This window comes from Pseudomonas sp. GX19020, from assembly GCF_023371075.1.
GTDB lineage: Bacteria > Pseudomonadota > Alphaproteobacteria > Rhodobacterales > Rhodobacteraceae > Pseudogemmobacter.
Genome location: NZ_JAMCCR010000017.1, coordinates 41,433 through 66,556 on the forward strand (window position 1 = coordinate 41,433; position 25,124 = coordinate 66,556).

Sequence of the window (25,124 nt, forward strand, 5' to 3'; positions counted from 1 at the left end):
AAGTTTTGGTTAAGCCCGCCCCGGGAACTGGGGCCGCATGATGCAAAGCCTCAACTCCTCCCCCCGTATAATCCGCCTTCTGGTCCTGATCCCGCTGCTTTGGCTGTTTGTGGCCGGATCGGTCCTCGCGCAACAATTCAGCTTTCCCACCCGCAGCACCCAGCCGCTGGACCCGGAAATCGCCTTCCGGATCGAGCTTCTGGACAGCGCGGAGGGCCGGAGCGAGATCGGCTGGCAGATCGAAGAGGGATATTACCTCTATCGTGAGCACATTAAGGCGGAAACGGTGGATGGCACGGCACTTGATATCGAAACCCATGCCGGCAAGCTGAAGGAAGATCCGAATTTCGGCGCGGTGGAGGTCTATTACAACGCCGCCACGGCGGTTCTGCCGCAAGCGGGGGGCGAGGTGCGTATCACCTGGCAGGGCTGTCAGGAAGACGGGATCTGCTATGCGCCTGTGACCAGCACGCTGATGCTGGCCGACTGGTCGGGCGCGGCCCCGGCGGCTGAAAGCGCCGTGGCGGCCGCACCAGCCGGCGGCAGCGGCCTGCATCTGGCCGAGGATAAAGGTCTTCTGGCCAGCCTGGCCGGACAAGGCGGTGCCGCGCTGGTGCTGCTGGCATTTTTCGGCTTTGGCCTGATGCTGGCGCTGACACCCTGCGTCTTTCCCATGGTGCCGATCCTTCCGGGCATGCTGGCGCGGCAGGGCGAGACCCTGACACCGGCGCGCGGCGCAGCTTTGTCCGGGGCCTATGTTCTGGCAATGGCCTCCGCTTTCGCGCTGCTGGGCGCGGTGGCCGGCTGGTCGGGCCAGAATTTGCAGATCCTGCTGCAATCGCCCTGGGCGATCGGCGCGGTGGTGGCGCTGTTTCTGGCGCTGGCCCTGTCGAGCTTTGGCCTGTTCGACCTTCAGCTTCCGGCAGGGCTGACAGCCCGGCTTTCGGGCGGAGCAGGGCGGCGCGGCTCGCTTGGCGGCGCGGCGGCGCTTGGTTTCACGTCGGCGCTGATCGTCGGGCCCTGTGTCACGGCGCCGCTGGCCGGTGCCTTCATCTATATCGCCCAGACCGGCGATGTGACCCTGGGCGCGGCGGCGCTGTTCATGCTGGGCCTCGGCCAGGGCGTGCCTTTGTTCCTTGCAGGCACGTTCGGCGCGAAGATCCTGCCGAAAGCCGGTGTTTGGATGGAGGCGATGCGGCGCATTTTTGGGGTGGTCTTCCTTGGCATGGCGATCTGGCTGCTGGAACGGCTGATGCCCGGCCCGGCGATCCTTCTGCTTTGGGCCGTGCTGCTGGCCGGGGTCGCGGTCTTTCTGGGCGTGCTGGACCGGCCAGAATCCGGGGCGGCACCCGCGAACCGTCTGCTGCGCACCGGCGGCATTGTCACCCTGTTTGCCGCGGCAGTTCTGGGCCTCGGCGCAGCGCTCGGCGGCACGGACCCGCTGCGCCCGCTCGCCCCGCTCTCGGTCGCGACCGGATCTGCCCGGGCAGCGGGTCTGGATCTGACATTTGCCGAGGTCACAACCACAACCGGGCTGAGCCAGGCGCTGGCGGCTGCGGATCGCCCGGCGATGGTCTATCTGACCGCCGACTGGTGCGTGACCTGCAAAAGGATCGAGCGCAGCGTCATACCCGATCCGGGCGTCACCACCGCGCTTGGCAATTTTCTTCTCGTCAAGGCGGATGTCAGCGAGACCGGTGCCGATGCGCGGGAGCTGATGCAGATGATCGGGGCCGCCGGGCCGCCCACCATGATCTTCCTCGACCGCCATAGCCGCGAGGCCGCAGACAGCCGCCTGATCGGCACCATCGGGGCCGAAGACATCCGGGCCTCGGCAGCTCTGGTCCAGGCTGCGGACTGATGGGCGGGATTTCACTCGGGCCGCTCGCCCTTTCGGCCGAGCGCGCGCCGGTCATTGCCGGAGTGCTGGTTCTTTTGCTGGTGACAGGCCTGATCGCCCGCAAGACCGGGCCCGCCATCAGCCTTTGGGCCAGCGCGGCCGTCATCGGCGCGGCGCTCACCGCAAGGCTGGGTTTTGTTGCGCAACATGCCTCTGTCTATCTGGCCGAGCCGCTGAGCATCTTTGCCTTCTGGCAGGGCGGCTTCAGCCCGCTATGGGGGATTGCGGGCTTTGCCATGGTGACGGTCTGGTATCTCCGGCGGCAGGCGGATCTTGTCTTGCCGGTTGCGGGCAGCGTGGTCATCGCATTTGCGGCCTGGAATGTCGTGCATCAGCTGGCGCGCGGGCCGGATGTAGCCTTGCCGAAAGATGTCCTGCTGTCCTCACTGTCGGGTGATCCGGTCCTGCCTGCAAACTGGCAGGGGCGGCCGATGGTCGTCAATCTCTGGGCCACCTGGTGCCCGCCCTGCCGGCGCGAAATGCCGATGATGGCAGAGATTGCGGCGCAGGAAACGGCGGTCGACCTGCATTTCATCAACCAGGGCGAAGGCGCCGAAACAGTCCGCACCTATCTGTCGCAGTCGGGCATTGTCATCACGCCGGTGATGGACCCCGGCTCGCAGATGATGCGGCATTTCGGGTCCGTGGGGTTGCCCGCCACCTTGTTCATTGATGCCGATGGCCGGCTGCAAGCCGCGCATTTGGGGGAAATCTCTCGTGCGCAATTGCTGGCCGGTATCGCCTTTCTCAGGGATACGAACTGATGCTGAACCGATTTTGTCGAATGCTGATGGCGGCGGGCGCATTGGGCCTGCTTGCGGCCTGTGCCACTGCACCAGAGCCGGTTGCGCCGCCGCAACCCGAACTGCCCCCTGAGGTTGCCGCCCATTATGCCGGGCTGCAGGATGGCGGGTTCGAAGTGCCCGCCGTCCCCTCCCGATATCTGAGCGACCGCAATATCCGGCGCGAAGTGGATTACTGGACGGATGAAAAGCCAGGCACCATCATTGTCGATCCCTGGCAGCGGTTTCTTTATTATGTCCAGCCGGGAAACCGGGCGATCCGCTATGCTGTTGCAGTCGGGGATCAGGGGCGTGCATTTTCCGGAACTGCCCATATTCCCTATTCGCGGGACTGGCCCAGCTGGATCCCCACGCAGAACATGATCCGCGAGTTCCCCGAACAATATGCCCATCTGAGTGGCGGCATGGAAGGCGGCCTGATGAACCCTCTGGGGGCGAGAGCGCTATATCTGCACAAAGGCAATCGCGATACCTATTACCGGATCCATGGCACGACCGACATGGGGTCAATCGGAAATGCGACCTCGGCCGGTTGTATCCGCATGTTCCATCAGGATGTGATCGAACTGGAAACGCTCGTCCGGTCCGGCGCGCGCGTTGTCGTCCTGACCGAGGAGGAAAGCGGCAAAGGCACGACTTCTCCCGCGCAGGGAGTGTAAGAAATGCGTCTTGGGAAGACCTGAATCGAAGATGGCGAAGGACCGTTCGGATATATCTGCCCGAGCGATCTCGCGTGTCTGATCCCAGGATTTGAGGGTGCGATTGAACGCACTGGGCCTGCTTCGGTCTGAACACTGTTTTTTGACACAAGGGTGCAGGCAACAGACCTCTTATGCTCATGCCATATTGCCCGAAACATTGCCCCGATGTCTGACACGTTCAGACATCGGGTTCATGCGGTCATATGTGAGGCATTTGCACGATCGGCTCAGATCGCGATGTGATGGGCGTTGCAAAAGGCGCGGACCGACGCGATCCGTGCCGGATCCTGCCCTTTGCCCGGTATATTATGGGGCACGAAGGCCCCCCCTTGTCCTGCGCCCAGCACGCCGCCAAAGAGAGCCGGCGGGGCCCGGCCATCCGTGACATAGCCACAGACCGGCACCACGCCATCGCTCATTCTATAGGTCGCCCGCAGGCCGGAAAGATGGGTTGGTTGCTTCAGATAATTGTCCATCCGGGACTGGATCTGCGCCGTCTCAGCCCGGCTCAGCCGATGGTCTGAATGGGTAAGATAGCCGCCATTGTCGTCAAAACCATCGACACAGCCCGCCAGCGCGGTCAGTATAAAAGCAGCAAGTACAGTCTGAAGTTTCATCTTTCTTCCTTTTGAAGTGATTTTCATTTCAACCAGAGCCAGTCAAAGAAGGGATTGTCGCCGCCCATGGATGCTGCCGACGAGCTTATTCCCCTGATCTATGCCTCTCTGTTGCGAGAGACCCGTTGGGAGGAGTTCATCGGTCGTCTTGCGGCACTGGCGGATGTGGAATGCGCCACGCTTTTCTTTCATGACAGTCAGAGCGGCAGAGGCGCCGTTACCCTTCAGTCGGGCATCCCGGATGTCGCGCAACGCGATTATCTCAGCCATTACGGGGCCTTGAACCCCTGGATGTGGCAGGTCGGGCGCACCCCTGTCGGTACAGCAATCGTCGGCGAGCAGCTGGTCGCACGCGACAGATTCCACCGGACCGAATATTACAACGACTTCCTGCGCCGCTTTGACCAGGAGACCGGGGTCGGCGTGACCATCGAGCGCACAGAGGGCCGTTTCCTGCTTCTGTCCACCCTCAGCGGAGACGTGGATGAGGAACGCAATGCCGCGCGGGCCAGGCTTCTGAGCCGCCTTGCCCCGCATCTGCGCCGCGCGTCGGAATTCTACCGGCGCAACCATCATTCCGGCATCGGCGCTGAACTGACCGGCTGGCTGAGCGAAGCGGGCGGGGTCGGCTTTGTGCTGGTCGATCCGGTGGGCCGGGCAAGCCATGTCAGCCCCGCCGCCGAAAAATACCTGGCAGATGGCCGCGCAGCGAGCCTTGGGCCAAATGCGACGCTGCGGTTTCGCAATCCCGATATCCAAAGCGCGCTGCAACAGATGCTGCGTGGCCCGCGGGCCGTGCTGCCCGTCACCCTGCAGGATGGCGGTTTCGGGATCACCCTGATGCCGGTTGGCCAGAACGAAGGGGGCATTGCCTTCAGCGGCCAGACCGTGGCTGCCGTATTCACCCCGGTTCTGGCGCGGACCGCTGCACCGGCGCTTGAATTTGCCCGGCGCTATGGCCTGACCCCTGCCGAGACAAGGGTTCTCACCGCCATCCTTGACGGACAGCGGCCGGCTGAAATCGCGACGGCAGCCTCGCTTTCGGTCGAGACGGTGCGCAGCCAGCTGAAATCTGTCTTCTCGAAGACCGGCGCGAATGGCCAGCCCCAGCTTATCCGCATGGCCATCGGTCTGGCGGATCCCGATCCCGACTGACATCACGCATATTCCCCCTTCAGATCTTCAGAAAGCCTTGCCCTATGCAGCCCGGCATCGCCTCACCCGTTTGGGGGAGCGATCCGCGCGCCATGCCGGTTTCCTCTGCAGTCGGGCGGGGTTTTCACCCATATGGGTGCAGCCCGCCTCGGTTGCCCGGTGCTAGGCCTGCCCTGATCACATGGTTCAGGACGGGCAGATCAGGGAGGCAATCTTCCTGCCCGGCCTGATAAAACGGGAGTAAAACCTTGAAAATTCTGAAGCTCAGCCTGACCCTCGCCGCAGTTCTTGTGCTTGCGGGTTGCTATGAAAGCGGCAGCTCTGACAGCAACAGCAGCGGCGGCTCCGGCAGCACTGGCGGTACCGGTGGTGGCAGTGTCACTGTTCGCCCGCCCGCCTATACCTGCCCATCGAATTGCCAGAATGTGCAGACCCGCACCAGCTGCCAGGCCGCTGAATCCTATTATCAGGTCTATGTCGAAAACGCGCGGGCCGGCACAGCCGCATCGACGCTGGAACAGCTTTACGACAACCACGCCCGGTCGGCGGGGCTGGCGCGCAGCATGGTGCAGCAGATCGGCTGTGCCCCCTGACGCAGGCCTGACGTGCTGCGTTTTTACATAACCGCAGGTATTGCTGCGATGGCCCTGACCGGTGCCATCGCAGCAGGACTTGGCCATGGCCCCGCCAGTGTCGCACCGGAGGTCCGGACGGCTGTGGCTGTGACGGCCGCGGCCCCATCCGGGGCTGCGGTTGAACCTGCGACATTCAGGACATGCTTTCTCGACTGGGCCGAAGAGACGCCGCTGATCGCCCTGCGCGATGGATTTGCGTCGACCGGGCTTTCGGTTTCAGACCGGGTCCAGCCGGATACCGTTCTTCTGACCTTCCGCGCTGAAAATGAACGCACTCAGCTGGAAATGCTGGATCTGCGCGCCCTTGGTCTTGCGGACCGGCAGCGCCTTGCAACGGCCGCCCATGCCGCAGCCCTCGCCCGTCACGCGACCGAGGCCCGCGCCGTTGATCGCAAACTTACGCGTGCGCGCGAGGCAGCGGCGCTTGCCGCCACCCGCCATCGCGAAGGCAGGCTCGACCGCCTCTCGCTGGAACTTGCCGAGGATCAGCTTGCCGAAATTGACGATCTTGCCGCGCAGACCGCCCCTGCGCTTACCCTGCTGGAGGCAGAACATGCCCTCAGACTGATCGAGTTGCAGCAGGAAAGCGCTGCCCTCACCAGTGAAAGAACGGCGCTTCAGGACCATATCGGGACACTTTCGCTGCGCAGCGAAACCGCTGGTGTGATCAGCTTTGTGGCACCCGCGCTGTCGACAGGTGCCCTTGTCGCAGTGCGGCGCGGCGAACATGTGATCAGCCTTGCCCGCCCTGGCATGTTTCGCGCGAAAGTTCCGGTGCATCTGCGCGACCTGTCGCTTTTCACCGATCGCCACGTCACCGCCCGCCTTGCGCTGGAGGCGGGTATCCTGACGGGTCAGGTCACGCGCATCTCGGCCCTTCGCAGCCCTCTGCCCGATGGCAGCACGCATGAGGTCGAAATCCGCTTCGATCCGACAGGTCTCGCGAGTGAACCGCAATCAGCAAGCTGCCTGTTCGAAACCGGCACCGGGGCCGCGCCATGACCCTGCGTTCCGGCCTTCTCTGGCTTGCAGTGGCCTTTGGCGCTGGATGTGCTGCGCCCGACTTTGACCGGGCGGAAGCACTGATCGACCAGGTTACCCTGGATCTCGCGCAGGATGCGCCCGCCAAAGGTCTCGCCTTTGTCGATCACGCCCGCCGTTATGGCCCGGCCTTTCACACCGCCCGTCTGCGCGAGGCAGAGCTTTTGCTGGATCTGGATCAGCTGCGCCGGGGCGCATTGCCGCGCCTCAGCGTCATGGTTCAGGGCAGGGCCCAATGGCATGAAAGCGGCGGCTTCTCGGTCAGGGGGCGCAATCATGCCTTTGTTATCGAATGGGATTTCATCCGGGCGATCTATGTCCTGTTCCGGAATACGCCCGAGATATTCGCCATTCTGGTTGCACAGGAAAGCGCGCTTGCCCGGCAAAGCGCCGAAAAGCAGCTGCTTGACCAGCTGGCAGATACCCTCGACACCGGGCTGGCGCTTGAAGAGGCAGGCCTGACCCTTGATGCCGAGAGCTGCCGCATAAAGGACATGCAGGGTGAGCTGGCGCTTGGTACCCTGCCGCGTACCGAGGTTGCGGCCGGGCAGACCGCGCTGCAAAGCCGCAAATCCGCCCATGCCGCACGCCGGACCATGTATGAAGCCAGCCGCGCCAGTCTTGCCCATGGCACAGGCGGCGCGCCCTTCCGTCCGGATCTGCGGATCGCGGCTTTGCACCCGGGACCCTCGCGCGCCCGGACGGCCGTGCAATGCTATGCAGGTTCGGCGCTGGAGGCCCGCAACGCGGTTTTGCACCGGATTGCCAAAGACGGGCTGGACGCCGCCCGCATTGATCGTTGGATCGCGCTGTCCGGCATCGTGCCCAATCAGCTTGGGCCGGACAGTCCGGCACAGCTGGAACTTTTGCTCAATCTGATGGTACCGTTGATTGATCAGGGCAAGGGTGACCGGCAGGTGCAGCGGGCACGGATCGCGGTCGCCAATGCGCTGATCGCGGCCCGTGAAAGCAAAGCGGCCTTCATGCTGGCCCATGCCGAGCTCACCCTGGCCCTGGCCGAGGCCCGTGTGATGCAGGCCGGGTTGACACCTCCGGCCATGGCAGAGACCGGATGCGCAGCCGATCTTTCCGCGCGGCTTTACGATCTGGAAAAACGCCGCGCCAGGCTGACGCAGGAGCATCTGGAAGTCGGGCTTGCCCTTTTGTGTATGCCTGCTGCGCCGCAGCCTGGCGGGGCAGCAGCCAATGAGTGAGGCCCCGTTGCCGCTGCATCTTGAGCGGGTTGTGGTGCGTCATGGCGGCCAGGACCGCCGGATCGTGTTGGACCATGCCGATCTGACAGTCGCACCCGGCGAACGGCTTTGCATCCTTGGCGAAAGCGGTTCGGGCAAGACTACGCTTCTCGAGGTGATCAGCGGCTTCCGGCGCCCTGATGCCGGGCGGGTGCGCCTTTTCGGCATTGATCCTGCGGGTGCCGCAGACCGGATTCGTGCGAGGCTGCGCCGCCAGCAGCTGGGGTTCATCTTCCAAGACTATGCTCTGATCGAAGGGCTGACAGCTCTTGCCAATATCGCTATGCCCCTGCGGCTTGACGGTATCCGGGCCGAGGCCGCTCATCAGCGTGCGGCGGAACGTCTGGCAGCCCTTGGCCTCACGCATCTTGCTGCGGTGCCCGCCAGCGCGCTTTCGGGGGGCGAGAAGCAACGCGTGGCCTTTGCGCGCGCCACCATCCACGCGCCCCGCCTGATCCTGGCGGATGAGCCGACCGGCAGCCTCGACCCCCAGACCGGCCAGGAAATACTGCAGATGATCCTTGGGCGCGGGCAGGACAGCCCGCACAGCCTGGTGATGGTGACACATAACCACGAACACAGCCGCCATTTCGACCGCGTTCTGGTGCTGCGGGACGGTCGGCTGCATGAGGTCGCGTGATGAAGGTCCGACGCCCCTTTCGTCGCGTGATCCTGCGCAGGCTGCTGATCTATTGCCTCGTCTCGGCCTGTTTTGCGGTCATTCTTGCCAATCGCATCATCACCTCCGCCGCGACCGAAGGTTTCGAGGCCCGCATTCGCGCCAGCCTCTATCACGAGGCTGTGCTGACTCTTCCGATGCTCTCGGCACAGAAGGTCAGCCGGGGCCACACCGATGCGGACCATCTCGCCCCCTGGACTGAGGACGCGCTGAAGGCCGCCTTTGCCGGGGCCGGGATCTCGGTCTCGCCCTATGCGCGGCAATTTAGCCCGATTGCCGAACTGCCTGCCGCCGGCATGGTGGAAATCCTGACAAGCGATCCGCTTTTCCCTTTGGCCTACCGGCTGAGCCTCAGCCCCGATCGCGCACCAGCGCCGGGAAGCTGCCTGATTGGCCGCCGCCTTGCTGATCAGCTAAAGGGCCCGCTGCCCGAATGGCTGCATTTCGGCACCATGCGCTGCAGGCTTGCCGGGGTCTTTGACGGTGAGATCCGCCCGCCTTTCTGGACGCTCGACCGGGCGGTGCTGCGGCTGGCCGCGCGTGACCGGGTCATGGCAGAGGAGACCATTCTCTGGAGCAGCTATCTGCAGGCGGATACGGCCGTTTTGAACGAGGCGGATCTGCGCACGCGCCTGGCCCCCTGGCTGGAGGCCGGGGCGGTGGAAATCTGGTCCAGCCAGCATCACGCCGAACGCGCGGCGGGTATTCTGGCAATCTACAATTTCGTAGCAGCCGCAATCGGCGGCATCGCATTGGGCCTTTGTGCTTTTGCCATTGCCACAACCTTCATGTTCTCGGTCTCGGAACAGCGCCGGGAAATCGCCATTCGCCGCGCGATAGGGGCGACGCAATGGCAGATCATCGGCCATGTTCAGACCGAGATCGCAGCCCTGGTTCTTGGTGGTCTGCTGACAGGTATGATCGGCGGCAAATATCTCGGCCTTTATCTTCTGGCGCAGATGCAGGGGGCCGGATTGCTGGACCCTGCGGCACAGGCGGTTCTGTCTCCTGTCGGCCTTATCCAGCTTGCAGCCATGTTTCTGGCGGCAGGCGTCACGGCGGGTCTGATCCCCGCCATTGTCGCCGCCCGAATTGACCCTGCTATCGTGCTGCGCGGCGGCTGACTGACGCTGCTCTGGCGTCCTGCGATGAGAACGGCCATGCGAAATTCGTACACGAAGCGACAGCAGGCGGCCTGTGCGGGCGACGTGAAGTCCCCACGCCATCGGAGAGGATTTCGAGGTAAGCTGGGCAGCAATACTGCATCTGCAGAGGACCCCTCGAAGGTCCCAAGCCGAGACATATAGGGCATCCGCTCGCCGCACCCCATGTGTTTGATCCCATGGTTTGCTGGCGCGATCCTTTCTTTGGAATGAAAGGATGCCCTATGGGACAAGTTCGTCACGGCAGCGCCACGACCACGCACGCTTTCCGAGCAGCAACACGAGCCGAATGGAAGCTTTGACTGCGGCACTGAGCCGCGAAGCGGGTATTAAACCTAGGACTGTGGCGACGTGACGAAAACCTCAGACGGTCGAAGTCATGAAGGCTGGGTCGAAATTGCCTCGTTCTATGGTGCTAAGCCGGGAGGAGTAAGATCGGGTGATGTCAGCCCGTCGAACAGTCGCCGCGCAGCGCCGTCACTGACCTCAGGCCCTGCCTGCGCCGCCAGTTCGTCCTCTGTCGTCAGTGCATCTGCGCGGCGGGCCGGATCGACACGAAGATCAATGACCACAACCGCCCCCCTGCCCCAGGCAGACGCGCAGGCCACAATCCATGCCTCGCCCTCCAGCAGGAAAGTCGCCCGAGCCACAAGCGGATCCGCCAGCCAAAGCGCCACGGGATGCCATCCGGTTCCTCACAGCGCGCGCTCGGATCCAGCGCGGCTAAGGCCGGAAGACCTGGCGCGAGCTGAGGAGATCTCCGGGCACGGTCCATGTCGGAGCGCTTCCAAAATCGGCGCTTTACTCTATACATGAGCAAAATATCCGCCGCGCTCGTCACATCTATATTATATCCAATAAGGTTGCATTATCGGACATATTTTCACCACGGAAGTGGAGTCGACGATCTGCGCATCTTCACAAACGTGGGAAGCTTCTTTGCCCTCAATTCTGACCTATTCTGACGGCGCCTCAGCCAGATCCTATTCGTGCTGCCCCCCTGAAGCTCCCTCAGACTGATGTCGCATCCGCCCAACGTGAAGTAGCAGATGTGATGCGGCAAAGCTGAATCCCCGAAGTGCAGATTATCGGGATGACCAAAGACCAGCGGGCGGGCTTGCCGACGGCTGAACTGTGCCGCGGCATGGGCTCTGCCCTGCGACCTTCTGCAATCTGAATTCCAGCGATGGCGGGATGGACCTGTGAGACATAAAGCGCCTGAGGCAGCCGGAGGAAGAGAGCACCAGCCTGACACGCCTGGTGGCAACTGTCATGCCCGACAATATTGTTCTGTAGGATCTGCCAGGAAAGCCCTGACGACGCCGATGCAATGACGGGACGCGGTGTCGCTTGCATTAAAGACAGAGCCGATGAATGCCACCGGTTCTGGTGAACAGGCGACGTCCGGTCTCTCAGCGCCGGGCCGGCGTCCTGATCGGTGTAGATCAGAGGAACGTGCGGCGCGAGCCGCCGCCCAACACCCTAGAGATCCATCAGGAAATGCACAGGATCGCCGGGAAGCGGCGCCGGTTTTACCAGCGGTGCATGGCTGTGATCCGGACCACGTGGGCATGGTGATGAACGATAAATGCTCTGCCGCATCTGTCGGAGAGAAGGGTCATCAGTACGCTGGCGTCCTGGGCGCCACGGGGCACGCAGCCGACGCACACCGATGCCAGACCCCGATGCGAGTGCCAAGGCGACCGAACCAGCGCTGGTCGCCAGACTACCTGTCGGACACATTCGGGGCCTGCCGCAAGTTCCGCAACGTGGCCTTTATCGCCGACACCAGTATCTCGGTGACCAGGGTCGCGCGGGAACCTGATGCCCTGGTTCTTCGGACCTATGGCAAGCCCGACTGCATTGTCGCTGACATGGGCACCGGTTTCACCAGCCATGCGATCCTGAAATGGGCGAACAAGAACGGTGACGGATGGCGCCACATCCCCTCGGCAAGCCACAGCAGAATGGCTGGATCGTTCCCTTCGACGGAAGTCCGCGCGACGAATACCTCAACAAAGATATCTTCGACAGCCTCGTCTATGCCCGGCGCAAGCTGGCCCTGCTGCGATACGACGACACCCGTGTCAGGCCGCTATCTTCGCTGTGCAGCCAGGCCCCAGTAGAATCGCGCCGGGCGGTTGAGCTGTTTAATGGCAGCACGCCCGGCACGCTTGCCACAACCGAAACCTCTGCCTGTCAAACCCAGAGACTTCCGCTAAGAACGAGACACGACCGGGGACAGGTCAGGAGTGATCGCCTCGGAGGGCGATCCGATGCACCCTCCCTTATGCCGTTTACCGCCAGGCCTGTCAGACCAGATGTCGTGCTCTTTGCACCCTGCCCCACAGCGACAAGGTCGCTTTCACCTACATCATGGACCGCATGTCGTCAGATCAGCACCGGAGCACTTTTGGCCCTCACCCCCTTCCGCAGCCTTAGCCCGTTTCATGCAACCCGGGCAATCGAGCAGCGGAGCCCCCCACGGCAGACCATTTCGCGCGCATCGCCCGATGACCGGATTGCGGGCACTGCAGGCCGCGAGGGGCGCACCGTGACATGGCCGCGTGGCTATCATTGTTGCTTGAGGGAAGCGGCGGCCCCTTCGGCGCATAGTGGTGGGGGTCGCTTTGGCATCGGCACCCTGCCCATGTCCTTGCGTTACCGACCGGTAACCTGATCACAGGTCCAGGTTACCGGCCGGTAACAAATAAAGCGGGCGACCAGAAGGCCGCCCGCACAGATCGCCGAACTCGCGTCGCACCCTGCCCGCAGATCAGTCTCCTGAGGAAAGTGCCGCATGAAATGCCTTTACCGCCCGCTCCAGCACACGGCGCTCGACTGACGCAAAATCGATGGCTGCCTTGATCCGGAACTCTCCCTTTCGCGCCGTAACTTTCGACTCTCCGACGTGGAACTCAAACTTCTGGCGCTCCGCCGCCTGGGGCTGCGAAAGCCGCGCACCCGCGCCGTCTGGGGCACCCAAAAAGGACCGCAGCACCGCCGTCTGTTCCTCTGCGGATGTCACAGCGGCAAGCCTGCCACGCAGATCCGCCACGCCATCCTCACCCAAAGACGCAAGACGGCGCGCGATATCCACACCCAGATCGCGCGGCACCGCCTTGGGAAAGATCAGCGCCTCACCGAGGCTGCTGACCAGCGTGACAAAGCTGCGGATATAGGCGCGCTTCACCTTGTGCAGCGAGCGGAACAGCCGCGACACCGCCTCGTCCGTGCCATTGATCCCGGCCTGCGGGTCCTGTGCCAGCTGCACAGCAATCTGGGCCATTTCCGCAAAAGTCAGATCCTGCCGGATGACGTTCTCTTCCACCATGTCGACATAAAGCTCTGCCCGGTCAGGCCCAGCGACTGTCACGCGGGCAAGGATGGTCGCAAAGCGCGGATCGCTGGTTTCCGTTGACAGCTGCCGCAATGCGGTCAGCCGGCGCCAGCCGGTCTTGAGCTGATAGGCCCCGGAGGCGTCGATAAAGACCTCGACCGGCTCCCGCTGGCCACGCTCGCGCAGCGAGGCCTTCAGCTCATCCATCTCGTCGCCGATGGCCACCGTGTCCAGATCAAGCCGGTCACGCGGCAGCGCATCACTGGCAATCTGATCCAGCGGCAACGCCACCAGCACCCTGCCCTCTTCGCGTGCCGCCCGCAGCTCTTTGGCATCCGTCGCATTCTGGCGGCGCTGCTCAATCAGACCTTCGCTGGCCTCTTGCGCGCTGGCCGCGCTCTCGCGCACCGCAACGCCCATCGGGCCCGGCTCACGGCTGCGCCGCGTTGGCGCGGCTGGCAGATCCGCCGCAGAGATCCCGAAACGATTGCCCTTGCTGGTCACGTCCTGGCCTCCTTTGCGGTGTTGCGGGCCTTCCAGGCCGCAAGAACGGTAAGCTTGAATTCCTGATAGGCATTGTCAAAAGACAGTCGGGCACGTTTCCAGGTCTCGCGGGTCATCTCACGGTAGTCCTGTTCGTAGACCGACATCTGGAACCTGCCGGATTGTTCGACTGCGCGGGTCATTTCAATCGGGTTTTGACAAACATCCGCACCGAACACATTGCGGAAAGCCTCCAGCATCGCAGTATGCAAAGGGTTGGCGCTCTCAAACCGTGTCATCAGAAGCCGTATATCGAGGAAAGCCTTGGGCAGGGTGATCCCGGCATCTGATGCGATCTTCTCAAAGCCGACGCTGATTTCCTGCAGCGCATCCCCCAGCTGGCCGAGGAATGACGTGGTCGAGTCATATTCCCAGTATCCCGGCCCCGACGGAATATAGAGAACATCAGCCGCAAAAGCCGCGTTCAGCGACTGGTACCCAATGGCGGGCGGGCAGTCGAAGATCACAAGGTCATACTGGTCTTCAGGCAGTTCATCGAGGTAGCGCGCGACACAGCCGAAGAACGACCAGGCCTTGTGCAGGGAGCGATACTGGGCGCTGGCGAATTCAACAAAAGCTGCGTTCGCACATGAAGGGATGATGTCGATGGTGGGCCAGGAGGTGTTCTGAATGAAATCCTGCGCCCGCATCAGGCCGATTTCCTGCACATCTTTCGGCAGCTCATCTGCGGCGGGGTAGGGGCAGTCAGCCGGGTCGTCATAGGTTTCCATGATGCGGTCGGCCTCGCGGCACAGGTCCCGGCACATGATGCCCCAGACCGTGTTCCACTCTTTCACCTCAACCAGACCCATCGAATGTGTCAGCGTGGCCTGGGGGTCAAAATCGACCACCAGCACGCGGTAGCCATCCAGCGCCGCCGCATTCGCCAGGTGCTGCGCTACAACCGTCTTGCCGACCCCTCCCTTAAAGTTCGATACAGCAACTCGCAGCGCGCGGCCCTTTGGACGCTCAGGCAACATTGCGCGGCCCCGAAAGCGGATGCGCCGCCGCAGTTCATTGATCTCTTGCAGCGAGAACCAGCGCTGTCGCCCGTCATCCTCGACCGTACCCTGTGGCAGCGAGGGATCCTCGGCCAGCTTCTTGCGCAATGTGTCGGCAGGCACATCAAACATGAAGGTTGAAATTTCCCAGATCGAGAAGGGCCGCAGCGTTTTCACCTCTGAGGGTGAGAAGGTCGCCCGACGCACTGCAGCCTGTTGCGCAAGGCTGCGCTCATTCATGTCCTGCAAATAGCTGTAATCGCGCATCTGAAACTCGCGTTGTTGTTCGTTAGAACGTAAATAGCGCGAATTCCAGATTGTGCCAAACAAGAAAAGCGCAAATTCCCGTTCTTTGCGCCGATTCGCTCAAGAAAGCGCTGGCTTTCTGCGCAAACTCTATATTTGGTGACAGATGACCCGGGATAATCCAGAATTTGGTGACACCCGGGGCGAATTAGGGTGACACCCTGGCTGTCACCCTATACCTAATATACCTGATTTCTTTAAAAATTCTTGATAGGTGAAAAATCCCGTCTTCGAAAAGCATTTGACAAATAACGGGATCGTGTCAGTTTGAGATCCAAGAAGGAATCGGAACAAATCCGGCAGATGGGCAGTATCATGCAAAGTCACAGATTGACCGGCCCGGGGGCAGGCAGTGAGAAATATGATCTTCTGACAGCAATGGCCGTCAATGGCCTTTCTGCTGGTGGCACCCGCCAGGCGACAATGATGCGGCTGATTGCGCTTGTCACGGCCCGCTATAACTGGGCGGCAGATGAGGTCACGATCGGGCAGCGCGAGATGGCCGCGCTCTGGTCGGTGGATCAGCGCACGGCCAAGCGCGAAACGCGCAGGCTGATCGATGCCGGATTGCTTGAGATCACACGGCCAGGCGTGCGGGGCAGGGTGGCCTCCTATCGTTTGTGCCGGGCAGAGATCTATCGCCAGACCGCGCCGGGCTGGGCCAGTGTCGGGCCTGACTATGATGCGCGCATGTCCGCGCGCCACACCGTGCCTGAAGAGGTGCCGGCTGCCGCCGAGGTAAGTTCGCCCAAAGTGGTGCAGGTCAATTTCGGAACGCGGCCTGTAGCGCTTCCTGCTTCGGCGCCATGGGATAAGGTTCTGGCGCGTCTGGCGGCCGATCAGCCGGGCACCTATGCAGCATGGTTCAGCCAGCTGAAGGGGGGCGAGCCCGGTCATGACGGAACATTGCGCGTTGTTGCGCCGTCAAGATTCCTCGCCGTCTATATCGCAAGCCGGCTTATGGTGCCTTTGGAACGGGCCGTGGCCTATGGATACGGGTGCAATCTGCGGTGCAATGTCGTCACTGAGGATCAGGCCTGATTATTCTCATAATTCTTCCATGGCTTTGAGTATCTGCAAGGCTTGTTCACAAAAAGCACTGCTGAAAAGACAGAGGCCGATTTGCTGGGGCCTCACCAGGCTGGCAAGGTCACTCGGGTCTTCGCAATCGCCGCCCTCCGGCCTGAGCATCATCCGGGCTTCGCCCAAGTGATCGCAACAAGTGATGGGCAGCACGCGGTTTTCGTGTCTTTTACAGAGCGTTGAAATGCCACCGCCCGCACGAAGGCGGGCGGGGTTGCGATAGGGGGCTGGTAGGTCCGGAGCGAACCTCCGGGGTCTTTCAGCTGAGGGTATCGTCTTCTTCAAACTCCTCGACACCGCGCAGCTCGGCGGGGAGCAGCGCAGGCGGCGCCATGCCGCCGAAAGGATCCATGAACAGCCTCTCGATCAGCGGGGCGCGGTGGGCATTGCTGTCGGCGAGGATCAGGATCTCGTGACGGTCCTGGTCAAAGCGGGCTTCACTGATCTCACCGGCATCGCGCAGCCGTTCCAGCTCGGTCAGAACGGCATGGGTATAGTCGCGCAGTTCGGCCGGGTCTGCGGGGCTGGCAGAGATCTCGTCGAACCGGGCCAGATGGGCGAAAGCGAAAAGCACAAGCTGCATAAGTGCGTCACCCGCAGGCGCGCCACGGTTCATACGATCCGCGACAAGCGCCTCTCCGGCGGAGGTCAGCTCGATGCCAAGGGTGACGAGGAAATCCCGCAGCCCTTCCAGCAGATCGGGGTCGAGCGATGCGCTCAGCTGCGCGGCCTGGACCGCCATCGGCACGCCGCCGATATCATCTGCATAGCCGACAGGCACCGGGCGAGGGCGGGTCTGAACGGAAGGCGGTAATTCGATGGCGCTGGCGGTGAGCCGGGGATCGGGCTCTGGGGGCGCCATCGGTATCGGGTCGGGCAGCGGTTCGGCCACCAGCTCGGGTTCCGGTTCCGGCACGGCAGCCTCCGCCGCAGGCCCGGCTGTCAGCGGAACCGGATCGAAATGCTCAGCCGGTGTTTCGGCAGTCTCCTGCGCAGCACTGTCCTCTATCAGTCCGGGATTCGGCTCAGGCGATTCAACTGGCACCGTCAGCGGTCGCAGCACCATCTCGCGCCGCCTGCCAAGGAGCCAGCCGAACCAGCCCGGCTTTGTCTCATATTCCTCGACCAGGCCTGCCGCTTTCAGCCCGACCAGCAGCCGTGCCACGTCGAGTCCGCGCCCGCGCCCGACGACCGACAGGCGGATGCGAGGAACAGGGCCTAATTCGGCATGGAGCTTTTGGATCAGGATCAGCAATTCCTGCTCGGCGCAGTCGCCTGGTTTCTCTTGCATGATGCCCTCACTAGAGATCGGGCGCAGCAAATCGCAGATTGCCGCAGACTGGTCAACGGCAAGTGAAGCCGGTCGCAGATCAGATCCTGCCAGATGGCGTCCTGGTTGGCGGCTCGGGATGCGCGCAGCGGCATCTGCGCGCACAGGGAGATCGCGATATGGATCAGCAGCGCGGGGGCCAGATCTTCCAGCAGTACATTGCCGGTATTGGACAGCCAGAGAACTCCAGCGGCCCCGGCGGACAAGGCCTTCGATCTTGCCGTACAGCACCGGCCATAACCCCGACAGCGCCGAAGCTCATCCCCGCAACCAGTGCTTCGGCACTGTCCCACCCGCCAGGCCGGGCGGGTGCATTTTCGGGGACATGGCCATAGAGCGCTTTCCCGGGGGATCTCACGGGATTGATGGTGAGTGAAGCCCAGGGCTCGGTACCTTCGGGACGACCGGTAACGACAACACAGAAGAAATCTGACACCCTGATTTTGCAGGCAAAGGGCTGCGCTACCGCCCAACATATCGTGCAGGGCTTTCCCCCATAATCCCTTTGAACATGGCGATGAAGGCAGAAGCGGTGGCATAGCCAAGATCAAGCGCGATGGTCTCGACGCTTACATCCTCCTGCAGCATTGCGATGGCGCGAACCGCACGCTGCCGGTTGCGCCATTCGGTCAGTGACATTCCCAGATCCCGTTTACACAGACGAAGCAGCGTCCGTTCACTCAGCCCGAAAGATCGGGCAAGTATGGCGGTGCTTCTCCGATCCGACGGATTGTCGTGCAACGCGGCCAGCAGTCGTTTCAAAGCGGGCTCGTCGCTGTCGGGCAGGAAGCTCTGCGTCACCGGACAGCGCTCCATCTCGTCGACCATCACGCGCAGCAGTCTCGCTTGCTGTGGTGTGTCATCGAAAGAGGCTGGTTCCAGCCGGTCGAGCATTGCCCGGAGCAAGGGCGTCACGCGCAGAGAAACCGGTACCCTTGGCATTCCGGCGCAAAGTGACTGATCAATATAGATCGAAACATGCACCGTGGCCTTGCGATTATATCCGACCTGATCGGCCCCGGCCGGGATCCAGAAGGCCATATGTGGCGGCGCCAGCAGCACCTGACCGCCGGTTCGCAACTCGGTCACGCCACTATAGGAATAGACGAACTCCCCCCAGGGGTGTCGCATGAAAGGATAAGTTCCGTTATCCGGCATGGCTTCGACCCGAAACCAGATCGGCGCTGGCAGGGTGATATGTCCGGGCGGCTGGCGGAGATGGGGCGGTTGCATGATTGGCAGATTCCCGGAATGGAATGGCGGATAATCACTATATGCACCAATATCGCCAGATGTAGATAAGGCAAGTGCTTTAACGGACGGCCCCTTCCATGAAACGACCGATTGACCTTACGGCCTTTGGGCTGATGATCCTGCTTTGCCTCACCTGGGGCCTGCAGCAGACCGCTATGAAACTTGCAGCCCCCGGCATCGACCCGATGCTGCAGATCGGGCTGCGCTCCGCCATGGCGGCGGCACTTGTCTTCGCCATCAGCCGACTTGTCCGCCGCGACCGCTGGCTGCCCCGCATTTTCCTTGGCCCGGGCCTGCTGGCAGGCACGCTTTTTGCGCTGGAGTTTCTGCTGGTGGCCGAGGGGCTGCGCTGGACCACGGCATCGCATATCGGGGTATTCCTTTATACCGGGCCGATCTTTGCCGCCATCGGGCTGCATTTTGCCCAGCCGGATGAAAGAATGGCGCGTGTTCAGTGGCTGGGGGTGGCGATAACCTTCACCGGAGTGGCGGCAATCTTCCTTTTGCCAGAGCTGCGCGGCAAGCAGCCCCTCGCGCCGTCGATGATTGTCGGTGACCTGCTTGGTCTTGGTGCCGGTATTGCCTGGGGGCTGACGACGGTCGTTATACGCACCTCACGCCTTGCCAATGCGCCTCCGTCCCAGACGCTGACAAACCAGCTTTTCGTCGCGGGCATTGTGGCCCTTGCATTCAGCGCAATGACCGGACGCCTCGATATGCAGCCCAGTGCCGGCGACTTGGTAAATCTTGGGTTTCAGACCATAATCATCTGCACCGTCAGCTTTATGATATGGTTCCGCCTCCTTCAGATCTATCCGTCCTCCCGCCTGGGCGTGCTCAGCCTCATGACGCCCGTTTTCGGTGTGATCTCAGGTGCGCTGCTGCTGGGCGAACATCTGACGCCGGACTTCCTCTTTGGCGGCGCTCTTGTGCTTCTGGGGATGCTTACGGTTCAGGCCCACGACCTGCTACTGCGTCGTCGCGGCCTCAGGTAGGGGCATGCCGGAACAAGCTGAGAGAGGTGATAATCCCCTGGAAAAACAGGGCGTTATATATAAATAGCGCAATTCTGCCAGATTTTCGGGACCAGCGCGTGGGCGGGATGAAGCAGATCCGGTTCTGGACATGACATGGTTTTCGGGTGCTTATGTCCTGACATCGATATATCTATTATGTGATATGTTGTATATAACAAATCTGTGGATGGATTAGCACCGGCGAAGCGGCTAGCATCCGGCGAAGAGAAAGAGGGGTCGGATGTCCGGTATCTCCAATGCACATCGGATCAGGAACGCTCTGGAAAATGCCATTGTAGAAGGCATCCACGCCCCGGGTTCGCGTCTCGATCCTGAGGCGCTGGAACGCGAGTTCGACTGTTCCCGCACCCCGGTCCGCGAAGCGCTGCATCAGCTGGAGGCCTCGGGCCTTGTGCGGGTGATGCCCAAGCGCGGCACCTATGTCAGCTCCTGGTCGGTGGAAGAGCTGGCCGAACGGTTCGAGGCCATGGCCGAGGCCGAAGCCACCTGCTGCCGTCTTGCGGCGCGGCGGATCACCGCCCCGGAGCTGGCGGCTTTAGAGGCGCTGCACCGGCAATGCGCGGCCCTGGCCGAAGCGGGCGATGCCGAGGGCTATTACCGGCATAATTCGCTGTTCCACCATGCCATCTTCCGGGCTACCCATAATGCGTTTCTGCAGCAGGAGACGGAGCGGTTGCACGCGATGCTGCAGCCCTACCGGCGGATGCAGCTGCGGGTGCGCAACCGGATCCCGCGATCATGGAGCGAACATGATGCAATCCTGGCGGCAATCCGGGCCGGGGAGGGCGAGGCGGCCGCTATGGCGATGCGCGATCATGTGATCGTGCAGGGTGACCGCTTCCATGACCTCGTGGCCGCGCTGCGGGCCTGTGCGCCGGCGGGGCGCTGAGCCGCCTCAGCCGCTGACCGAACTCAGCATCAGGCTGGTCTCGCTGTTCAGCACGCCGTCGATCATGCGGATCTCGCGCAAAAGCTCGTCGAAATGCGACAGGCTGTCGGCGCGGATTTCGGCGATGAGATCCCAGCCGCCATTGGTGGTATGCAGCGCCACCACCGCCGGCAGGCCGCGCATCTTGCGGATTACCTGCGAGGTCGATTTCCCCACAACCTCGATCATCATGATCGCCCGGAACGAGCCGCTTTCGTAATCCTCGCGCACGCGGATTGTGAAACCAAGGATCGCGCCCGCGCTGAGAAGCCGGTCGAGGCGGTTCTGAACCGTCCCCCGCGAAACTCCAAGCGCATCGGCAAGCTTCGAGAGCGGCGCACGCCCGTCAGCCCGCAGAAAGCTGATCAGCTTGCGGTCCAATTCATCGAAAACAAGTTTCGCCTGATCCTGAGCTGCCATCCGCTTCCTGACGATATTTGCAACATGACTATAAGATGTGAGCAAAATAATCCAGAATAATGCCGGATTATAGCATTTAATTTGTATATTGCTCTGTCAGACACTTTTGCTCACGGTCCTGAACCCGCCTCGACCAAGGAGAAAAAGATGCAAAAACCAGTCCCGTCCGGTCGGGCGCTTGTGCCCTTTGTCAGCGTTGAAAACATGGCGCGCCTGATCACCAGCATCGGCCTGCCGCGCCTGCTGACAGAGCTTGTCGATTATATCGAACAGGATTTCTTGCGCTGGCAGAGCTTTGAAAAATCGCCGCGCCTTGCGTCGCATTCCGAAGGCGGCGTGATCGAACTGATGCCGACCTCGGATCATGTGAATTATGTCTTCAAATATGTGAACGGCCACCCGGTCAATTTGCAGCGCAACCTGCAGACCGTTGTGGCCTTTGGCGTGCTGTCGGATGTCGAGACCGGCTATCCGCTCCTTCTGACCGAGATGACGCTTCTGACCGCGCTGCGCACGGCGGCGACTTCGGCCATGGTGGCGCGGCTGCTGGCGCCGAAAGACGCGCGCGTGCTGGCGCTGATCGGCAATGGCGCGCAGGCCGAATTCCAGGCCATCGCTATGCAGACCATTTGCGGCATCGAAGAGGTGCGGCTTTACGATATCGACCCCGCCGCCACCGCCAAGACCGCGCGCAATCTTGCGCAGACCGGTCTCAGGATCGCCGAATGCAAAAGCGTCGAAGAGGTCGTTCTTGGCGCGCAGATCATCACCACCTGTACCGCCGACAAGCAAAACGCCACCATCCTGACCGATAATCTGGTCGGCGACGGGGTGCATGTCAACGCGATTGGCGGCGATTGCCCCGGCAAGACCGAACTGGCCGCCGCCATCCTAAACCGCTCGGATGTGTTTGTGGAATTTCCGCCCCAGACCCGGATCGAGGGAGAGATCCAGCAGATGCCCGAGGATTTCCCGGTGACCGAGCTTTGGCAGGTTCTGAACGGCGCGCGCCCGGGCCGGGTGTCAGACCGCCAGATCACGCTTTTTGACAGCGTGGGCTTCGCCATCGAGGATTTCAGCGCCGTCCGCTATATCCGTGACAAGATCCGGGACACTGACTTTAAAGAGGATCTGGACCTGCTCGCAGATCCCGATGACACCCGCGATCTCTATGGCATGATGGGGCGTATCGCCGGCGCCCGCGACGAGGGCGCCGCAAGATGAAGGCGATCCGCACCTCGGTCCAGGCCCCATCCGATGTGGTGATGATCCGGCCGCATCTTTTCACGGTGAATACGGAAACCGCCTCGGACAATGTGTTCCAGAAGATGGAAGAGGCGGCCGCCGATCTCTCCGGTCTGGCGCATCAGGAAATCACCCGCGCTGTCGAGACCCTGCGGAGCCATGGCGTCCGGGTGCATCTGTTCGAGGATGAGGGCCGGGACACCCCGGATTCCGTCTTTCCGAACAACTGGTTCTCGACCCATGCCGGCGGTCATGTGGCGATCTATCCGATGAAGGCACCCAGCCGCCGGCGTGAACGCAGGGCCGATATCATCGAGATGCTGAAAGCCGAATACCGCGTTCAGGACGTGATCGACTATTCCGGGCTGGAACCTGACGGGCTGTTTCTGGAAGGCACCGGCGCCATGGTTCTCGACCATATCGACCGGGTGGCCTATGCCGTCCAGTCCGAGCGCACCAATCCCATCGCGCTGGAACGGTTCTGCACCCATTTCAACTTTGAGCCGATGGTATTCGCCGCGGCGGACCGGCATGGCGTGGCGATCTACCACACCAATGTGCTGATGTGCATCGCAACCGATTACGCGCTTGTCGGCCTGTCTCTCATCACCGATGCCGCGCGGCGCGACGAGATTGCGAACCGTCTGCGCGGTACCGGACGCGAGGTGATCGACATCAGCGAAGAGCAGATTGCCCGTTTTGCAGGCAATGCGCTTGAACTGAGCGGAGAATTCGGGCGAATCCTCGTGATGTCCACCACCGCCCGCGAAAGCCTCTCGCAGCAGCAGATCGATATGATCGAAACCTCGACCCCGATTGTCGCGCTGGATATTCCAACGATTGAACGGGCCGGGGGATCGGTGCGCTGCACGATTGCGGGGCTTCATCTTACCCGCCGAACCAGGTAGGTCAAAACCGAAACTGCCCGGCGGCGTCATCGCCGCCAGGCAGAAACTGCAACCCCCGCTGCGGGACTTCCTTTCGGCCCTTATCCCGGCCCCATCTTCAGGTGACTTCCATGACCACGACCCCCGTTTACCGTTTCAACTCGGTCATTCTGCGCGCGCCGTCGCGTTCGATTGTGAATGGCCTGCGGGCGGTGGATACCGGCAACCCGACCTATGAGGGCGTGAAGGCGGAACATGAGGCCTATATCGCGGCGCTGACCGATGCCGGCTGCGAAGTCACGCTTCTGCCGGCGCTGGAAGAATTCCCGGATTCCGTTTTCGTCGAAGACCCCGCGCTGGTGTTTTCCGAAGGCGCGGTGATCCTGCGCCCGGGCGCCGAGACCCGGATGCGCGAAACGCAGCATATCGCGCCGGTCCTGCGCGAGAAATTCGCGACCGTGCTGGAACTGGCCGAGGGTGGCTATGCCGATGGCGGCGATATCCTGACCACACCTGGCCAGGTGATGATCGGCCTCTCGGCCAGGACCGACCGCAAGGGGGCCGAGGCGCTGCAGGATTGTCTGACGCAGCTTGGTCTCAAATCCTCCATCGTGGCCACGCCCGAAGGCGTGCTGCATTTTAAGACCGACTGCTCGCTGCTTGGCGATGATATGGTGCTTTCGACCGGCCGGCTGGCAGCCTCGGGCGTGTTTGCCGGGCTGCGCACCCTGATCGTGCCCGAGGGCGAAGAAGCCGCCGCAAATGCGCTGCGCGTGAATGACGTGGTGCTGGTGGGCAAGACCTTCCCGCGCACCATCGACCTGCTGACCGCTGAGGGCCTGAATGTCGTCGCCATCGACACGACCCAGATCGGCAAAGTGGATGCGGGCCTGTCCTGCATGTCTCTTCGCTGGTTTGATCCCAAAAAATAAGTAAAAACAAACCACCCCCAACTCCTGACAGGGAAAGACGATGAAAAAGACCCTCCTCTCCATGGCAGTCCTCGCGGCGGTTTCGACCGCCGCCCATGGCGAACCGCTGCGCCTTGGCGTCAGCCCCGAGCCCTATATGCCGATGACCTCGTTCGATTCCTCGGGCACCTGGATTGGCATCGAGGCCGAGCTGACCAATCTGCTTTGCGCCAATATCCCGGAAGGCTGCGAAATCCGTCAGATGACCTGGGAGGCGCTGATCCCCGCCCTCCAGGAGAAAAAATTCGACTTTATCGTCGGTGCTTTCTCGGTCACCGACAAGCGTCGCGAAGTCGTTGATTTCAGCACGCCCTATGTCTACGCCCAGACCGACGTCATCGGCGCCAAAGCAGACAGCCGTCCGCTTTCGCTGGTCAAGGATCCGAATGGCGAGGGCGAGGTGCTGTCGGAGGAAGGTCTTAATGGCGTCATCTTCGGCGTGCAGGCCGCAACGATCCAGGCGAATTACATCGCGACCTACCTGCCCGGCAATGGCACCCAGAACTACAATAATGCCGATAATGCGATCTCGGATCTCATGGCGGGCCGCGTCGATTACATCGTCGTGGACAGCGATTACGGCAATGACTTCCTGACTTCTGCCGATGGCGCGGAATATGAAACCAAGATGCGCCTGCCCAATAATATTGTCCTTGGCGAAGGCGTGGCCTATGCCGTCCGCAAGGGCGATGCCGAGACCCTCGACAAGGTGAATACCGCGCTCGGGAAGCTCATCGAGGCCGGCACCGCCAAAGAGATCCTGACCAAATGGGGTCGTGAGTAAACAATCCTTCCGGGGCAGGGCCAGGCGGCACTGCCCCGATTTTCTGCA

23 protein-coding genes and 1 pseudogene are annotated in these 25,124 nt (G+C 62.0%); 17 read left to right on the forward strand and 7 right to left on the reverse strand.

The annotated features are described in order from the left end of the window. Nucleotides 1–40 precede the first annotated feature (40 nt). From dsbD to M3484_RS19900, 3 genes are read left to right on the forward strand one after another with little or no spacing between them, the layout of a single operon-like run. Entirely contained in the window at nucleotides 41–1,861 is a 1,821-nt protein-coding gene (gene dsbD / locus M3484_RS19890) for a protein-disulfide reductase DsbD (protein WP_249498911.1), read from the forward strand. After that, nucleotides 1,861–2,664, forward strand: a complete 804-nt coding sequence (locus M3484_RS19895; RefSeq protein WP_249498912.1) for a TlpA disulfide reductase family protein — start codon at nucleotides 1,861–1,863, stop codon at nucleotides 2,662–2,664. The genes dsbD and M3484_RS19895 overlap by 1 nt, the downstream gene beginning before the upstream one ends. Beyond that, entirely contained in the window at nucleotides 2,664–3,362 is a 699-nt protein-coding gene (locus tag M3484_RS19900; protein ID WP_092903266.1) for a L,D-transpeptidase, read from the forward strand. Before M3484_RS19895 ends, M3484_RS19900 begins: the two co-directional genes overlap by 1 nt. A 269-nt stretch (nucleotides 3,363–3,631) precedes the next feature. On the opposite strand, the gene M3484_RS19905 is transcribed toward M3484_RS19900, so the two are convergent. Beyond that, a complete protein-coding gene (locus M3484_RS19905; protein ID WP_249498913.1) occupies nucleotides 3,632–4,021 on the reverse strand; it encodes a hypothetical protein in 390 nt (129 codons plus the stop codon). A 66-nt stretch (nucleotides 4,022–4,087) separates the two neighbouring features. On the opposite strand from M3484_RS19905, the gene M3484_RS19910 reads away from it, so the two are divergent. The 6 genes from M3484_RS19910 (at nucleotide 4,088) to M3484_RS19935 (ending at nucleotide 9,908) form a co-directional block, all read left to right on the forward strand. Further along, nucleotides 4,088–5,176, forward strand: a complete 1,089-nt coding sequence (locus M3484_RS19910) for a helix-turn-helix transcriptional regulator (protein ID WP_249498914.1) — start codon at nucleotides 4,088–4,090, stop codon at nucleotides 5,174–5,176. A 248-nt stretch (nucleotides 5,177–5,424) separates the two neighbouring features. After that, nucleotides 5,425–5,769, forward strand: a complete 345-nt coding sequence (locus M3484_RS19915; protein WP_249498915.1) for a hypothetical protein — start codon at nucleotides 5,425–5,427, stop codon at nucleotides 5,767–5,769. A gap of 48 nt (nucleotides 5,770–5,817) precedes the next feature. Continuing rightward, nucleotides 5,818–6,813, forward strand: a complete 996-nt coding sequence (locus M3484_RS19920; RefSeq protein WP_249498916.1) for an HlyD family efflux transporter periplasmic adaptor subunit — start codon at nucleotides 5,818–5,820, stop codon at nucleotides 6,811–6,813. Further along, nucleotides 6,810–8,066 (forward strand): hypothetical protein, encoded by a 1,257-nt coding sequence (locus M3484_RS19925; RefSeq protein WP_249498917.1) that lies wholly within the window; start codon nucleotides 6,810–6,812, stop codon nucleotides 8,064–8,066. The genes M3484_RS19920 and M3484_RS19925 overlap by 4 nt, the downstream gene beginning before the upstream one ends. Next, nucleotides 8,059–8,745: an ABC transporter ATP-binding protein gene (locus M3484_RS19930; RefSeq protein WP_092903254.1), complete on the forward strand. Its 687-nt coding sequence runs from the start codon at nucleotides 8,059–8,061 to the stop codon at nucleotides 8,743–8,745. Before M3484_RS19925 ends, M3484_RS19930 begins: the two co-directional genes overlap by 8 nt. Next, entirely contained in the window at nucleotides 8,745–9,908 is a 1,164-nt protein-coding gene (locus M3484_RS19935; protein WP_249498918.1) for an ABC transporter permease, read from the forward strand. Before M3484_RS19930 ends, M3484_RS19935 begins: the two co-directional genes overlap by 1 nt. A 446-nt stretch (nucleotides 9,909–10,354) precedes the next feature. Here M3484_RS19935 and M3484_RS19940 read toward each other — a convergent pair whose 3' ends face one another. After that, nucleotides 10,355–10,624, reverse strand: coding sequence for a hypothetical protein (locus M3484_RS19940; protein WP_249498919.1), 270 nt, complete (start codon nucleotides 10,622–10,624; stop codon nucleotides 10,355–10,357). Nucleotides 10,625–11,040: 416 nt separating this feature from the next. Here M3484_RS19940 and M3484_RS19945 point away from each other — a divergent pair. Next, a pseudogene (locus M3484_RS19945) lies at nucleotides 11,041–12,168 on the forward strand (integrase core domain-containing protein); the annotation flags it as partial. Nucleotides 12,169–12,723: 555 nt separating this feature from the next. On the opposite strand, the gene M3484_RS19950 reads toward M3484_RS19945, so the two are convergent. Continuing rightward, the gene (locus M3484_RS19950) at nucleotides 12,724–13,791 is read right to left on the reverse strand and encodes a ParB/RepB/Spo0J family partition protein (RefSeq protein WP_249498920.1); all 1,068 of its coding nucleotides are present in this window, start codon (nucleotides 13,789–13,791) and stop codon (nucleotides 12,724–12,726) included. Then, on the reverse strand, nucleotides 13,788–15,098 hold the full coding sequence (locus M3484_RS19955) for an AAA family ATPase (RefSeq protein ID WP_092903557.1): 1,311 nt from the start codon (nucleotides 15,096–15,098) through the stop codon (nucleotides 13,788–13,790). The genes M3484_RS19950 and M3484_RS19955 overlap by 4 nt, the downstream gene beginning before the upstream one ends. Before the next feature lie 354 nt (nucleotides 15,099–15,452). Here M3484_RS19955 and M3484_RS19960 point away from each other — a divergent pair, with 354 nt between their 5' ends. Further along, nucleotides 15,453–16,178, forward strand: coding sequence for a hypothetical protein (locus tag M3484_RS19960; protein ID WP_249498921.1), 726 nt, complete (start codon nucleotides 15,453–15,455; stop codon nucleotides 16,176–16,178). Between the two features lie 301 nt (nucleotides 16,179–16,479). Here M3484_RS19960 and M3484_RS19965 read toward each other — a convergent pair whose 3' ends face one another. After that, complete coding sequence (locus tag M3484_RS19965; RefSeq protein ID WP_249498922.1) at nucleotides 16,480–17,511, reverse strand: hypothetical protein; 1,032 nt, start codon at nucleotides 17,509–17,511, stop codon at nucleotides 16,480–16,482. A gap of 501 nt (nucleotides 17,512–18,012) precedes the next feature. Then, the gene (locus M3484_RS19970) at nucleotides 18,013–18,783 is read right to left on the reverse strand and encodes an AraC family transcriptional regulator (RefSeq protein ID WP_249498923.1); all 771 of its coding nucleotides are present in this window, start codon (nucleotides 18,781–18,783) and stop codon (nucleotides 18,013–18,015) included. A 98-nt stretch (nucleotides 18,784–18,881) separates the two neighbouring features. Here M3484_RS19970 and M3484_RS19975 point away from each other — a divergent pair, with 98 nt between their 5' ends. Then, nucleotides 18,882–19,799, forward strand: coding sequence for a DMT family transporter (locus tag M3484_RS19975; RefSeq protein ID WP_249498924.1), 918 nt, complete (start codon nucleotides 18,882–18,884; stop codon nucleotides 19,797–19,799). Nucleotides 19,800–20,061: 262 nt separating this feature from the next. Next, complete coding sequence (locus tag M3484_RS19980) at nucleotides 20,062–20,730, forward strand: GntR family transcriptional regulator (RefSeq protein ID WP_092903178.1); 669 nt, start codon at nucleotides 20,062–20,064, stop codon at nucleotides 20,728–20,730. A 6-nt stretch (nucleotides 20,731–20,736) separates the two neighbouring features. On the opposite strand, the gene M3484_RS19985 is transcribed toward M3484_RS19980, so the two are convergent. After that, a complete protein-coding gene (locus M3484_RS19985; RefSeq protein WP_249498925.1) occupies nucleotides 20,737–21,189 on the reverse strand; it encodes an Lrp/AsnC family transcriptional regulator in 453 nt (150 codons plus the stop codon). A gap of 147 nt (nucleotides 21,190–21,336) precedes the next feature. Here M3484_RS19985 and ocd point away from each other — a divergent pair, with 147 nt between their 5' ends. The 4 genes from ocd (at nucleotide 21,337) to M3484_RS20005 (ending at nucleotide 25,076) form a co-directional block, all read left to right on the forward strand. Continuing rightward, the gene (gene ocd / locus M3484_RS19990) at nucleotides 21,337–22,413 is read left to right on the forward strand and encodes an ornithine cyclodeaminase (RefSeq protein WP_249498926.1); all 1,077 of its coding nucleotides are present in this window, start codon (nucleotides 21,337–21,339) and stop codon (nucleotides 22,411–22,413) included. Then, nucleotides 22,410–23,342, forward strand: coding sequence for a citrulline utilization hydrolase CtlX (gene ctlX / locus M3484_RS19995; protein ID WP_502942488.1), 933 nt, complete (start codon nucleotides 22,410–22,412; stop codon nucleotides 23,340–23,342). The genes ocd and ctlX overlap by 4 nt, the downstream gene beginning before the upstream one ends. A 110-nt stretch (nucleotides 23,343–23,452) precedes the next feature. After that, a complete protein-coding gene (locus M3484_RS20000) occupies nucleotides 23,453–24,253 on the forward strand; it encodes a dimethylarginine dimethylaminohydrolase family protein (protein WP_249498927.1) in 801 nt (266 codons plus the stop codon). Between the two features lie 40 nt (nucleotides 24,254–24,293). Next, complete coding sequence (locus M3484_RS20005; protein ID WP_249498928.1) at nucleotides 24,294–25,076, forward strand: transporter substrate-binding domain-containing protein; 783 nt, start codon at nucleotides 24,294–24,296, stop codon at nucleotides 25,074–25,076. Nucleotides 25,077–25,124: the final 48 nt, after the last annotated feature.